The 12,487-nt window shown below is 73.9% G+C and carries 12 protein-coding genes; 6 read left to right on the forward strand and 6 right to left on the reverse strand.

The genetic code is table 11. The annotated features are described in order from the left end of the window. Window positions 1–34: 34 nt before the first annotated feature. The 5 genes from O7546_RS14080 to O7546_RS14100 are packed head-to-tail and all read right to left on the reverse strand — an operon-like array spanning window position 35 to window position 7,148. Window positions 35–2,839: a DUF5682 family protein gene (locus O7546_RS14080; protein ID WP_281601059.1), complete on the reverse strand. Its 2,805-nt coding sequence runs from the start codon at window positions 2,837–2,839 to the stop codon at window positions 35–37. Then, window positions 2,836–3,948 carry an AAA family ATPase gene (locus O7546_RS14085; protein ID WP_120569954.1) on the reverse strand — a complete coding sequence of 371 codons (1,113 nt, stop codon included), beginning with the start codon at window positions 3,946–3,948 and terminating at the stop codon, window positions 2,836–2,838. Before O7546_RS14085 ends, O7546_RS14080 begins: the two co-directional genes overlap by 4 nt. Window positions 3,949–3,961: 13 nt before the next feature. Beyond that, complete coding sequence (locus O7546_RS14090; RefSeq protein ID WP_281601060.1) at window positions 3,962–5,284, reverse strand: VWA domain-containing protein; 1,323 nt, start codon at window positions 5,282–5,284, stop codon at window positions 3,962–3,964. Beyond that, window positions 5,281–6,678, reverse strand: coding sequence for a hypothetical protein (locus O7546_RS14095; RefSeq protein WP_281601061.1), 1,398 nt, complete (start codon window positions 6,676–6,678; stop codon window positions 5,281–5,283). Before O7546_RS14095 ends, O7546_RS14090 begins: the two co-directional genes overlap by 4 nt. Further along, on the reverse strand, window positions 6,678–7,148 hold the full coding sequence (locus tag O7546_RS14100) for a hypothetical protein (RefSeq protein ID WP_281601159.1): 471 nt from the start codon (window positions 7,146–7,148) through the stop codon (window positions 6,678–6,680). Before O7546_RS14100 ends, O7546_RS14095 begins: the two co-directional genes overlap by 1 nt. Window positions 7,149–7,373: 225 nt before the next feature. On the opposite strand from O7546_RS14100, the gene O7546_RS14105 reads away from it, so the two are divergent. From O7546_RS14105 to O7546_RS14125, 5 genes are read left to right on the forward strand one after another with little or no spacing between them, the layout of a single operon-like run. After that, window positions 7,374–8,534, forward strand: coding sequence for an FUSC family protein (locus O7546_RS14105; protein ID WP_269696959.1), 1,161 nt, complete (start codon window positions 7,374–7,376; stop codon window positions 8,532–8,534). 10 nt (window positions 8,535–8,544) lie between these two features. Next, a complete protein-coding gene (locus O7546_RS14110) occupies window positions 8,545–9,654 on the forward strand; it encodes a Xaa-Pro peptidase family protein (protein WP_194802505.1) in 1,110 nt (369 codons plus the stop codon). Beyond that, window positions 9,651–10,793, forward strand: coding sequence for an acyl-CoA dehydrogenase family protein (locus O7546_RS14115; protein WP_194802506.1), 1,143 nt, complete (start codon window positions 9,651–9,653; stop codon window positions 10,791–10,793). The genes O7546_RS14110 and O7546_RS14115 overlap by 4 nt, the downstream gene beginning before the upstream one ends. Before the next feature lie 9 nt (window positions 10,794–10,802). After that, window positions 10,803–11,018 carry a DUF433 domain-containing protein gene (locus tag O7546_RS14120; protein ID WP_013286269.1) on the forward strand — a complete coding sequence of 72 codons (216 nt, stop codon included), beginning with the start codon at window positions 10,803–10,805 and terminating at the stop codon, window positions 11,016–11,018. 59 nt (window positions 11,019–11,077) lie between these two features. After that, complete coding sequence (locus tag O7546_RS14125) at window positions 11,078–11,581, forward strand: Lrp/AsnC family transcriptional regulator (RefSeq protein WP_128138189.1); 504 nt, start codon at window positions 11,078–11,080, stop codon at window positions 11,579–11,581. Here O7546_RS14125 and O7546_RS14130 read toward each other — a convergent pair. After that, the gene (locus O7546_RS14130) at window positions 11,514–12,125 is read right to left on the reverse strand and encodes a histidine phosphatase family protein (protein WP_194802507.1); all 612 of its coding nucleotides are present in this window, start codon (window positions 12,123–12,125) and stop codon (window positions 11,514–11,516) included. The genes O7546_RS14125 and O7546_RS14130 overlap by 68 nt on opposite strands. 160 nt (window positions 12,126–12,285) lie before the next feature. Here O7546_RS14130 and O7546_RS14135 point away from each other — a divergent pair, with 160 nt between their 5' ends. Next, window positions 12,286–12,480, forward strand: coding sequence for a CsbD family protein (locus O7546_RS14135; protein WP_073829538.1), 195 nt, complete (start codon window positions 12,286–12,288; stop codon window positions 12,478–12,480). Window positions 12,481–12,487: the final 7 nt, after the last annotated feature.

Here is a 12,487-nt window from a genome sequence, read left to right on the forward strand (position 1 = left end):
TGGTCGCCTGCCCTCGCAAACCCGCCGACGTCGATCAGTCCGCCAGCAGCGCCGCCACCGCGTGAGCCGTCGCCGGGTGCGCGGCGAGCAGCACCGACGCCCCGTCATCCGGCGATGTGCCGTCGTCGGCGAGCGGCTGCCAGTCGCCGGAGCAGCCGAGCAGCGCCGCCACCGCGTCGACCGCCTCCGGGTAAGCGACCAGCAGACCGTGTACCGGACCGGTTCCCGGGGACGGCGCGGACGCGGCGGACGGGGTGGGCGCGGCCGCCCACGGCGGTGACCAGGCGTCCAGCGCGGGCAGTGTGGCGGGGAATGTGCGTTCCGCCTCGCGGACCAGCAGCGGCACCAGCTCCGGACCGTGTTCGCGCAGTGTGGTGATCAGCGTCGGCAGCCAGGGCAGCAGCACCGGGTCGGGCAGTCCGGCGAAGGCGGACGACATGGTCTCCACCACGAACGGCGCGAGCCCCGGCACCGGTTCGAGCGCGTGCACGAAGCCGGACAGGTACTGCGGGAACGCGGGCACCACGAGCGGATTGGCGAGCAGCTCGGCGCATTGTTCGCGCAGGCGCGCCAGCGGCAGCAGGCCGAGCTGGTGGCGGGCGGCCCAGAGCAGCGCGAGCTTGGCCGGCGCCTCCGGGTGGGCCTGCGCGACGGCCAGTTCGAGCTGGGTGCGGTCGCACCCGAGCGACAACGCGAGGCTCTCCATGCTGAACAGGAAGCCGAGCATCGCGCCGACCTGCCGTACGCCGGTGGACTCGTCCACGAACGCGGTGGGCAGCAGCGTGCAGTAGTGGGCGTATCCGGTGGTGACGAACGTCCGGCACCAGGCGGGCAGCACCGGTCCGGTGGTGCGGTGGTGGGCGAGCAGCCGCCGGATGCGGCGCAGCACCTCCGGTGCGTCGTCCACTGTGCGTTCGGCGGCGAGCAGCTCCACCGCCCGCGCGCCGAGTTCGTCGACCAGGCGCGGGCTGTCCAGCAGCCGGATGGCGTCCTCGACGGCGGCGAGCGCGCGGGCGGCTGTCGCGTCGGGGCCGCGTACCGCCCGCCGCAGCCGTTGTTCCAGCACCTGCTCGACGGTGACGCCCTCGTAGCCCAGCTCGATCAGGGCGCGCTGGTTGCGACCGAGCGCGAGGTCCCAGCTCTCCTGTTCGGAGCGGTGACCGAGGCGGCGCTCGCCCATGATCGGGCGGACCGCGTCGGCCGGCAGCAGGTGCCGCAGCATCCACAGCAGGTCGGAGCAGGGTGCCAGCGCCGGGTCGGCCCGCAGGTCGAGCAGCGCCCGCTGCACGGTGCGCCGTTCCAGGTCGAGGCCGAGGGGGCGCAGCCGGTCCAGGACGTCGCGGGCCAGCGGCGGCAGGGAGTCGTACCCGACCTGGCCGACGCGGTCGCCGCCGAGGAGGATCTCGCAGAGCCGGCGGACGTCGCGGCGGCCGGGCACCACGTCCTTCTCGATGCAGGTCACGGCGGCGTCGGCGAAGTCGTACGGCGTGGGCCGTGCGCGGTTGCGCATGGTGGCGAGCAGGATCGACGTCTCGAACACGGCGATCGCGTCGGCGGTGCTGGCGAGGTAGCCGTTGCGGCGGGCGAGCCGGACGATGTCGACGCACCAGCCGCGCAGTTCGGCCTCGTCCAACTCGTCGAGGACGGGCGGGGCGGCGAGGAACCCGCTGAGCCGGTCGGTGGCCGGGCCCGCCGGGACCGGTGCGGCGGCGCGGGAACGGCGGCCCTTCTTCTCGGTACGCTGCCCGGCCAGCCGGTACGGAGTGAGCCGGGTGCGGCCGACCGCTGCCGTCCAGTTGGCGGCGGCGATGGACACGGTGCCCGGGGCCAGCCCGAACTGCGCCTCGATGGCCGAGTGGCTGGACGGGATGAGGCCGTAGCGCCAGCGGGTGCCGGTGCGCGGGCTGATCGGGAAGTCCGGCGCGGTCGAGTCGAGGCCGAACTGTTCCACATGGCTGGCGGCGTGGAAGGCGCCGCAGACGTAGAGGCAGTCGGCCGGGTCGGCGCCGCTTTCGGTGAGGTGCTGCCGCATCCGGGTCCACATGTACCGTTCGCGGTCCTCGTCGCGTTCGTCGCGGGCGGACCGGGACGGGCGCAGCCGCCGGAACAGGCTGCCGATCAGCACCATGACCTGCCGGTAGGTGTCGTGGTCGGCGTCGGCGAGCGGCCGTTCGACGTACTGGTCCCACCATTCCGACCAATGGCGCACCTTGCCGTGGTGCAGCAGGTGGGCCTCCAGCTCGGCGAACCGGGGGCGCAGGTCGCCGATCTCCACGCCGACCGCGTCGCCGTGCAGTCCCGCGTCCTCATCCGAGGACGGAGCGCCGGAGCCCCACTCCGGGCCGGTGTCGTCGCGGTGCGTCCACTGGAACACGTGGTCGGTGGAGCGGTCCACGAGCACCAGCTCCACGCCGGGGGTGTCCAGGGCGTACGCGATGGCCTGGTATTCGGCGGACGCCTCGGTGACCGGCGCGACAACGCTCAGTGGGCTCCACTCGGCGGGGAAGCCGTCGAGTTCGGTGGCGAACGCCTGCACCGCGACCGGCAGGCGGCAGTTGCGCAGCTCGTCGAGCAGCGGTCGCAGGTCCTCGCACAGCTCCAGGTAGATCACCTTGGGTGGCCGGGCGCGCAGCCGTCGCGCCATGGCCAGCGCCGAGGCGGGGGAGTGGTGGCAGACCGGGAAGATCTCCAGCCGTTCGCGGAGCGCCCGGTCGACGTCGTTGACCATCCCGGCGAGGATGCCGGCGAGCGCGTCCGGGGAGCCGGCGAACGCGGCGGCTGCTTCGGTGAGCTGCTCGCGCAGCGGGCCGAACAGTCCGGTGGGTGCGGGCGCGGTCATGACAGCGACGCGATCGCCTGGCGGCCGCCGTCGAGGAAGCCCTCCCAGTCGCCACCGTCGGCCTTGGCGCGGGGTTCGACCACGCCGTGCAGGTACTTGTTGAGGATGGCCAGGTCCTCCGGGGCGCGGCGGGCCAGTGAGCCCATCAGCGAACCGGCGAGCGTCTGGGCGCGCAGGGTGCGGTCGCCGAAGAACTGGCTGTGCAGGATCGCGTCCTCCAGCACGCCGATCTGCTCGGCGGTGGACAGCGCCGACTCCAGCTTCTCGTCGTCGCTGGTGGCGGCGGACGCGGCGGCGCGCAGGTCGGCGAAGCTCTGGAGCAGGATGTCGAGCAGGGTGGGCGGCACGTCGAGTTCGATGCGGTGCCGGCGCAGGAGTTCCTCGGTGCGGAAGCGGACGATCTCGGCTTCGCTGCGCTTGTTGGTGACCACCGGGATGCGGACGAAGTTGAACCGCCGCTTCAGCGCGGAGGAGAGGTCGTTGACGCCCCGGTCGCGGCTGTTGGCGGTGGCGATGATCGAGAAGCCGGGCTTGGCGAAGACGATGTTGTCGTGGTCCAGCTCGGGGATGGAGACGTACTTCTCGGACAGGATCGAGATGAGTGCGTCCTGGACGTCGCTGGTGGAGCGGGTCAGCTCCTCGAACCGGCCGATCACGCCCTGCTCCATCGCGGTCATGATGGGGGAGGGGATCATCGAGTCGCGGGACTGGCCGCGGGCGATGACCATGGAGACGTTCCACGAGTACTTGATGTGGTCCTCGGTGGTGCCGGCGGTGCCCTGCACGACGAGCGTGGAGTTGCGGCAGATCGCGGCGGCGAGCAGCTCGGCGAGCCAGCTCTTGCCGGTGCCCGGGTCGCCGATGAGCAGAAGGCCGCGGTCGGAGGCGAGCGTGACGATGCTGCGTTCGACGAAGCTGCGGTCGCCGAACCACTTCTGCGGGATCTCCCGGTCGAGGCCGTCGGCGCGTTCGGAGCCGAGCACGAACAGCCGGACCATGCGAGGGCTCAGTCGCCAGGAGAACGGCTTCGGCCCGGTGTCGACCGATTCCAGGTAGGCGAGCTCGTCGGCGTACTTGACCTCGGCCGGGGCGCGGAGCATGTCGGACATCAGGGGTGCTCTCCTAGGTGAGGAAGTTCTTCAGCTCGGCGACGAGCTTGCGGATGTGGCCGGAGATGACGGGGGTGCCGAGGTCGGAGAAGCGCTGCCGGAACCAGGGGTTGACGCTCTGGTTGCCGGAGCTGTTGACCGAGCCGACCGGGATGAACTTCACCCCGGAGCGGTGCACGGCCTCGATGCCGTCGAACAGCGGCTGGGACCTGTCGAACTCGTAGAAGTCGGAGATCCAGACCATGACCGTGTTGCGCGGCTCGACGATCTTGGGGCGGGCCAGGGCCATGGCGACCGGGCCGTCGTTGCCGCCGCCGAGGTTGGTGCGCAGCAGCACCTCGAACGGGTCGTGCACCCACGGGGTGAGGTCCAGCGCCCGGGTGTCGTACGCGATCAGGTGCACGTCGACCTTGGGCAGGCCGGCGAAGATCGAGGCGAGGATGGTGCAGTTGACCATCGAGTCGACCATCGAGCCGGACTGGTCGACCACCACGATCAGCCGCGACGGGGTGGTCCGCCGGGCGGTCTGCCGGTAGTAGAGCCGGTCGACGTAGAGGCGCTCGTCGTCCGGGCTCCAGTTGGTGAGGTTCTGCCAGATGGTGCGGTCCAGGTCGAGGTTGCGGAAGACCCGCTTGGGCGGCACGGACCGGTCGACGGCCCCGACGGTGGCCTGCGCGACCTGGGTACGCAGCACCTCGGCGACCTGGTCGACGTAGCGGCGGATCAGCGACTTGGCGTTCGCGAGCGCCACTCCGGACAGGTTGGACTTGTCCCGCAGGAGCTGCTCGATCAGGGACATGCTCGGGGTCAGCCGGGCGGCCAGCGCCGGATCGGCGAGCACCTCGCGCAGCCGCATCCGGGCCACCATGTCCCCCTCCAGCCCGGCGAGGGTGGCACCCAGGCCGGTGCCCCCGCGGCGCAGCTCACCGGCCTGCGCGCCGCACGCCTGCTCGAACCAGCCGGCGTCGGCCTGCCAGCGGGCGAGCTGCCCGGCGCTGACCTCACCGCCGCCGGTGGCGAAGACGTTGAGCAGCAGCTTGGACGCCAGCGCGGCGCGGCGTACCTCGGTCTCGGCCGGCTGGAACGGCCCGGCGGCGGTGGTGTCGTCGCCGGGGGTGAGCAGGCCGCGCAGCTCGTCGGCGAGGGCCGGGAAGCGCTGGACGACGGTGTCGACGGAGACGGCCGGGTCGAGCAGCGCGGCGGGCAGGCCGAGGTCGTCGACGACGGCGACGCTCGCCGACTCCAGCCCGGGCTGCTCGTCGGGGCTGAACAGGCGGGCGAGCAGCCGCCAGTAGAGCACCTGGCGGCGGTTGGCGTGGGTGCGGTCGTCGGTCATCGGCGCAGCAACCGTCCCGCGCGTTCGCGCAGCACTGCCACGGCGTCGCCCGCCTTGGCCTCGGCCTTCGCCGTCTTCGGGTCGGTGACGCCGCACGCCCAGTCGCCGTTGTGCGCCTCGACGGTCTGCTTCCTGACGGTGGCCCGGACCGCGAGGGGTTGCAGCAGCCAGCGGCCGTCGTCCCAGCGGAGCAGGCCGAGGCAGGCGGTGGAGGCGGCGACGAGCGCCGGGGTGAGCGGCCCGGCGGCGGGCAGCCGGCCGGTGGCCAGGCGCAGGGACCGGCCGTCGAGGTCGAGCGCCGGGGCGCCGTCGTCGTCGCGGACAATGTAGCCCTCGACCAGGACCGGTTCGGCGATGGCGGCGGGATGGCGCAGCAGCGGTGCTGTCGCCGCGGCGGTGGCGCCGGTGAGCAGCACCCGGGCGGTGGCGAACGGGTCGGCCGGCTCGCCGAGCGTGGCCCGCTCCTCGGCCCAGCGCAGGTCCGCGCCGTGGGCGGTCAGGTCGGTGACGGTGATCGACCGCCGCTGGGCCAGGGCGGTGAGCAGGATCGGGTACGCCTCCAGCAACCGCCAGCCGGCCGGACCGACGATGGTGGCGACCTTCGCCGCGACCACTGTGACCCGGACCAGCCGGACGGTGCCGCCGCCGGCCGGTTCGAGCAGCGCGTGCACCTGTGCCTGGAACGCGGTGTCGTGCTCGTGCACGTCGACGCCGAGGGGGAGCAGCCGTCCGGAGACCGGCTCGCCGGGCGCGGTCTCGCCGTGCGCACCGTGGCTGAGCAGGACGGCGCGGGTCCACAGGTCGGCCCACCGGCGGGTGGGCACCTGCGGCAGGGCCGCCACCGGCAGGGCGGCGCGCAGCTCGGCGGCGAGGCCGTCGAGCAGCACCGCGATGCGGCGCAGTGCCGGTTCGGCGAGCGCGGCTTCGACCGGCGCGGCGGCGCCGGAGAGCAGCTCGTGGTCGGCGCCGCGCCAGCCGGCGAGTGCCAGCTCGTGCAGCCAGGCTTGTGCGCCGGCCAGGGTGGGAGGAGGCGCCGCCGGGGCCTCGGGCGCGGCGGCCCACGGGGCGCGGAGCCGGCCGAGCGCCGTGTCGAGGCGGTCGAGCAGGGCGTCGTGTGCCGCGCCGAGCAGTGCGGCGCGGGCCCCGGCGAGGGCGGCCAGGTGGTCCTCGGTGAGCGCGCCGGTGCGCACCGCGCCGGCCGCCTCGGTGACGCGGGCGCCCAGCGGCGTGCCGCCGACCACGCCGGCCAGTGCGGCCCAGGCGGCGGCGCCCGGCTCGTCGAGGCGGGCCAGGCCGGCGGTGAGTGTGTCGTCGGCACCGTCGACGACGGCGAGCGTCTCGGCCAGCGCGGGGATCGTCCCGTCGTGGAGCTGCGTGAGCTGTGCGGCGAGCATCAGCGCACCGCCGCAGTGGCCGGGAACCAGTGCAGCTCCGGCACCGCTGCCGTGTCGGCGGGTATCTCGAGGTGGGCCAGGTGGCGCAGGAAGCGGCTGAACACCACGGCGGCCGGGCCCGGCTCGTGCCGTGCGTCGGTGCGGGCCAGCAGGGCGGTGCCGCTGTCGACGCCGTCGCCCACGTCCACCCGCAGGTAGCGGGCGACCTGCTCGGCGCCGTACTGGAGGACCGCCTCGTCGGCCAGCGCGTGCAGGTGCTTGCAGAGCATGGTGCCGCGCAGGCCGCCGCAGGGCCGGTTGTTGTTGGTGCTGCAGTTGACCGCGTGCGTGCCGGCGGTCACCGAGGAGACGTAGACCCGTTCCACGTCGGAGCCGCTGGACACCACCCCCTGCAACCGCCCGTCGGCCAGCTCCACGAAGGGCACCTTGGCCAGCTTGCGGGCCCGCGCGGGCGGCGCCACCCGCAGCACGCTGCGCCGTCGCCACGAGGCGTCAGTCGCCTCCGTCATCTTCCCGACCTCCCCGCCGGCCGGCCGCCGCCGGGCACGCCGGGACGCCGTCGCCGGCCGTGATCCGTGCCGCTGTGACGACAAGGATCATGGACCACGGGTACGACAGGAGCGCCGTCGCGGGCGGCGCCGGGAATACCGTGCGGCCCGGCGGGTAGAGGGGGGCGTGATCGAGCCGGAGCCGTCGTGCCTGTGGCGCCCGGGCAGGCGGGTGGTGCGGTGACCCCGGTGGCTCCGGCGGCGCGCCGCGAGGTCCGGGAGGCGTACGAGCGGCTGCGCCGGTACTTCATCGTGGCTCTCCAGGCCGGTCTGGCCGCCGGTCTGGCCTGGTACGTGGCGAGCACGCTGCTCAAGAACCCGCAGCCGCTGTTCGCGCCGGCGGCTGCGGTGGGCACCATCGCGGCGGCGATCGGCAACCGGATCCGCCGTACCGCCGAACTGCTCGGCGGTGTGATCGTCGGCGTGCTGGTCGGCGACCTGATCATCAAGCTGATCGGGGCCGGTCCGGTGCAGACCGGCCTGGTGGTCGCGCTCGCCATCTCGCTGGCGGTGGTGATCCGGGGCAACGGCGCCGTGATGGTACAGGCCGGCAGCACCGCTGTGCTGCTGGGCACCGTGGAGCCCAACGCGCCCGACCTGGCCGTGCCGCGTACCGCGAACGCGCTGGTGGGCGGCGCGGTGGCGGTGGTGGTGGCGCTGCTGCTGTTGCCGCTGAACCCGGTCCGGGTGGTGCACCGCGCGGCCGGGCCCACGCTGGACCTGTTCGCCAACGAGCTGACGGCCACGGCGGACGCGCTCACCGCCCGGGACGCCGGGGCGGCCGAGGCGGCTCTGGGCCGGCTGGAGGCGGCCGAGGCCGAGCGGAAGCAGACCACCGAGATCGTCGCGGCGGCCCGGGAGGTGACGTCGCTGTCACCGTGGCGGTGGCGGCGACGGGCCCAGTTGCGCCGCTACGAGAACGCGGGCGCCCACCTGGAGCTGGCGTACACGAACAGCCGCAACATGGTGCGCCGGGTGGTGGCGTTGCTGGAGGCCGGGGAGCCGGTTCCGGCGGCCCTGCCGGCCGGGGTCGAGGCGTTCGGGCAGTCGCTGCGGCTGCTGCACCGGGACTTCCTCGCCGGGCGGCCGCCGGACATCGCGCGGGCGCGGGCGCGGGACGCCGCGCGGGACGCCGGCCGGGCGCGTGCCGCCGGTCTGGGTTTCTCCGGCACGATCGTGGCCTCGCAGCTGTTCATCGTGGTCGGCGAGTTGCTCCAGGCATCGGGCATGACCAAGATCGAGGCGGACCGGCTGGCCGGCGTCTGCGGGCATCGTCCGGACTCCCGCCCGGACCCAAACGACCGTTAAGCTTCGGGGTGTGGGAATCGAGGAACTGTACCCCGCCGGGCGTCTCGTCGCGGCCCAGCGCGCCACCGCCGCGGCGGGCCTGGACGCGCTGCTGCTCACCCCGGGTTCCGACCTGCGCTACCTGACCGGCTACGACGCCCGCGAGGGTGAGCGGCTGACCTGCCTGGTGCTGCCCGCCGAGGGGCAGCCGACGCTGATCGTGCCGGTGCTGGAGCGGCCGGACGCCGAGGCCGCGCCCGGCACCGGGTACCGGATCGTCGACCACGCCGACGGCACCGACCCGTGGCCGCTGGTGCGCGCGGCGCTGCCCGGCCCGGTCCGCGCCGTCGGGCTGGCCGACCGGATGTGGGCGCAGCAGGTCCTCGCGCTGCGCGACGCGCTGCCCGGTACGGCCCAGCGGCTCGCCTCCGACGTGCTGCGGGAGATGCGGATCCGCAAGTCGCCGGCCGAGGTGGCGGCGCTGGCCGAGGCGGGCGCCGCGATCGACGCGGTGCACCTGCGGATGGGGGAATGGCTGCGCCCCGGCCGCACCGAGCGCGAGGTCGCCGCCGACCTCGCCGCCGCGATCCGGGCGGCCGGGCACGCCGCCGTCGACTTCGTCATCGTCGCGGCCGGGCCGAACGGCGCGAGCCCGCACCACGGCACCTCGGACCGCCCGATCGGCGCCGGCGAGCCGGTGGTGGTCGACATCGGCGGCACCATGCCGTCGGGCTACCGCTCCGACTGCACCCGCACGTACGTCGCCGGCGGCCCCGCCCCGGCCGAGTTCGTGGACTACTACGCGGTGCTGCGGGAGGCGCAGCGCGCCGCCGTGGCCGCCGTCGCGCCGGGCGTGACAGCCGAGGCCCTCGACGCGGTCGCCCGCGACGTCATCGGTGCCGCCGGATTCGGCGACGCCTTCCTGCACCGCACCGGTCACGGCATCGGCCTCGACGGCCACGAGGAGCCGTACGTGGTGACCGGCAACCCCCGGCCGCTTCAGGCCGGCATGGCTTTCTCGGTCGAACCCGGGATCTACCTCGCCGGGCGGCACGGAGCCCGGATCGAGGACATCGTCGTCTGCACGACGGACGGCGGGCAACGGCTCAACACCACCCCCACGGAGCTCATCGCGCTATGAACGTCGACCGGATCCTGCCCACCGACGAGGCCCACGACCTGCTGGACCTCGCCACCGAACTCGCCGACCGGGAGCTGGCCCCGGCCGCCGCCGGTTTCGAGGCCCGCGCCGAGTTCCCCCGGGAGGTGCTGCGCACCCTGGGCCGGGCCGGCCTGCTCGGCCTGCCGTACGCGGAGGAGCACGGCGGGGCCGCCCAGCCGTACGAGGTGTACCTCCAGGTGCTGGAGATCCTCGCCAGCCGGTGGCTGGCAGTGGCCGAGGCGGTCAGCGTGCACACGCTGTCCTGCTACCCGCTGGCCCAGTTCGGCACCGACGAGCAGCGCAAACTGCTGCCGGACATGATCGGCGGGGAACTGCTCGGAGCGTACTGTCTCTCCGAGCCGCAGGGTGGCTCGGACGCGGCGGCCCTGACCACGCGGGCGGTACGCGACGGCGACGCGTACGTGGTCACCGGCACCAAGGCGTGGATCACACACGCCCGGGTGGCCGACTTCTACAACATCTTCTGCCGCACCGGCGGCCCCGGCCCGAAGGGCATCTCCTGCCTGCTGGCCGACCGGTCCACGCAGGGCATCCACCCGCAGGCCGCCGAGCGCACGATGGGCCTGCACGCCTCGCCGATCGCGCAGATCGCCTTCGACGACGCCCGGGTGCCGGCGGAGCGGCTGATCGGCGGCGAGGGCGCCGGGTTCACCATCGCGATGTCCGCGCTGGACTCCGGCCGCCTGGGCATCGCCGCGTGCGCTGTGGGCCTGGCGCAGGGCGCGCTGGACTACGCGGTCGGCTACGCCCGGGAGCGCCGCCAGTTCGGCCGGGCGATCATCGACTTCCAGGGGCTCGGGTTCAACCTGGCCGACGCCGCCACCCAGATCTCCGCCGCGCGGGCGCTCACGCTCGCCGCCGCGCGGCTGCGCGACGCCGGACGCCCGTACTCGATCGAGGCGGCCAAGGCGAAGCTGTTCGCCACGGACGTGGCGATGCGGGTGACCACCGACGCGGTGCAGGTGCTCGGCGGCGCCGGGTACGTCGCCGACCACCCGGTCGAGCGGTACATGCGGGAGGCCAAGGTGCTCCAGATCGTCGAGGGCACCAACCAGATCCAGCGGCTGGTCATCTCCCGCGCGCTGGCGAAGGGCTAGCCTGTCGCGGTGACCTTCCCCCGGATCACCGTGGACCCCGACGTCATGGGGGGTGCGCCCTGCGTACGGCAGTCGCGCATCCCCGTGGCCACCCTGCTGGCCATGATGGCCGAGGGCATGTCCGTCACGGACATCCTCACCGATCTGCCGTTCCTGGACGAGGAGGACATGGCGGAGGTGCTGAACTACGCGGCGGACGCGGTGCGCGACCGGACGGCGCGCTGAGCGTCACCGCGGCGGGCCGGGTACGGCGTGGGAGCGCTTTTCCGGCTACTGTGCAGCGCGTGGAGGAGATCGACCGTGCCATCGTCGCCGCGCTGACCGGGGACGGTCGGCTGTCGTACACGGATCTGGCCGAGCGGGTGGGCCTGTCGGTGTCGGCCGTGCACCAGCGGGTCCGCCGGCTGGAGCAACGCGGGGTGATCAAGGGGTACGCCGCGCGGGTGTCGTTCGAGGCGCTGGACCTGCCGCTGACCGCGTTCGTGGCGATCCGGCCGTTCGACCCGTCGCAGCCGGACGACGCACCGGAGCGGCTGGCGCACCTGCCCGAGATCGACTCGTGCTACTCGGTGGCGGGGGAGGACTTCTATCTCCTGCTGGTGCGGGTGGCCGGCCCGGCCGACCTGGAGCGGGTGCTGCAGGAGATCCGTACCGCCGCGAACGTCACCACGCGCACGACAGTGGTGTTGTCCACGCCGTACGAGAACCGGCCGCCGAAGATCAGTGGCGAGCTGACCGGCCGGGGGCGTCCCCGCCCGTCGGCGGAGCCGGCAGGTTCCACCGCCTGAGCACCCGTCGGCCGTGCTCGTGCCCGAGCACGCTGAGCGTGGCGGTGTCCAGCCGCAGCAGCGCCCCGGCCGAGGGCGGCAACCCGATCCAGCGCGCCCCGAGCACGCGCAGGCTGTGCCCGTGTCCGACGAGCGCGACGTCGCCCTGCTCCAGCAGCGGCGCGATCCGGTCCAGCACGCCGTCCAGGCGGGTGCCCACCTGCTCCGGTGACTCGCCGCCGGGGCCGCCGTCGGCCCAGATCGACCAGCCGGGCCGGTCGGCCTGGATGTCCGCGGTGGTGCGGCCCTCGTACTCGCCGTAGTTCCACTCGGCCAGGTCGGGCTCGATGGCGTCCACGGTGAGCCCGGCCAGGGCGGCGGTGCGGGTGGCGCGCTGCCGGGGGCTGGACAGCACCCGGGCGAATCGCCGGCCGACGAGCAGCGGGGCCAGCGCGCCGGCCTGCCGCTCGCCGTCGGGGGTCAGCTCCAGATCGGTGTACGAGGTGTGCCGGTGCGCGGCGCTCCAGGTGGTCTCGCCGTGCCGGATCAGCAGGATCTCGTTCACCGGCTCAGTCAACCACGCCGGGGACTTCCCGACCGGGCGAGGATTCTCCAACCTATTATCCTAGGACGCCCTACGCGATGTGCGCCGGTCAACAGCGTTTGACCCGACAGTCACCGGGGACGCGACAAGGGCAAGGCGTAGCCGGACGAGGGAGGGCGACATGAGCTTCACCGACAAGGCGAAGAACAAGGCCCAGGAGATGAGCGGCATGGCCAAGGAGCGGATCGGCGACGTGACCGACAACGAGCGGTTGCGGGCCGAGGGCGCCTCCGAGCAGAGCACGGCGCGCGCCCGGCAGGCCGGGGAGCACGCCAAGCAGGCGGGCCGCGACGTCAAGGACGCCTTCAACAAGTGAGTACGCG

It is taken from the genome of Micromonospora sp. WMMA1976 (assembly GCF_027497335.1).
Lineage (GTDB): Bacteria > Actinomycetota > Actinomycetes > Mycobacteriales > Micromonosporaceae > Micromonospora > Micromonospora aurantiaca.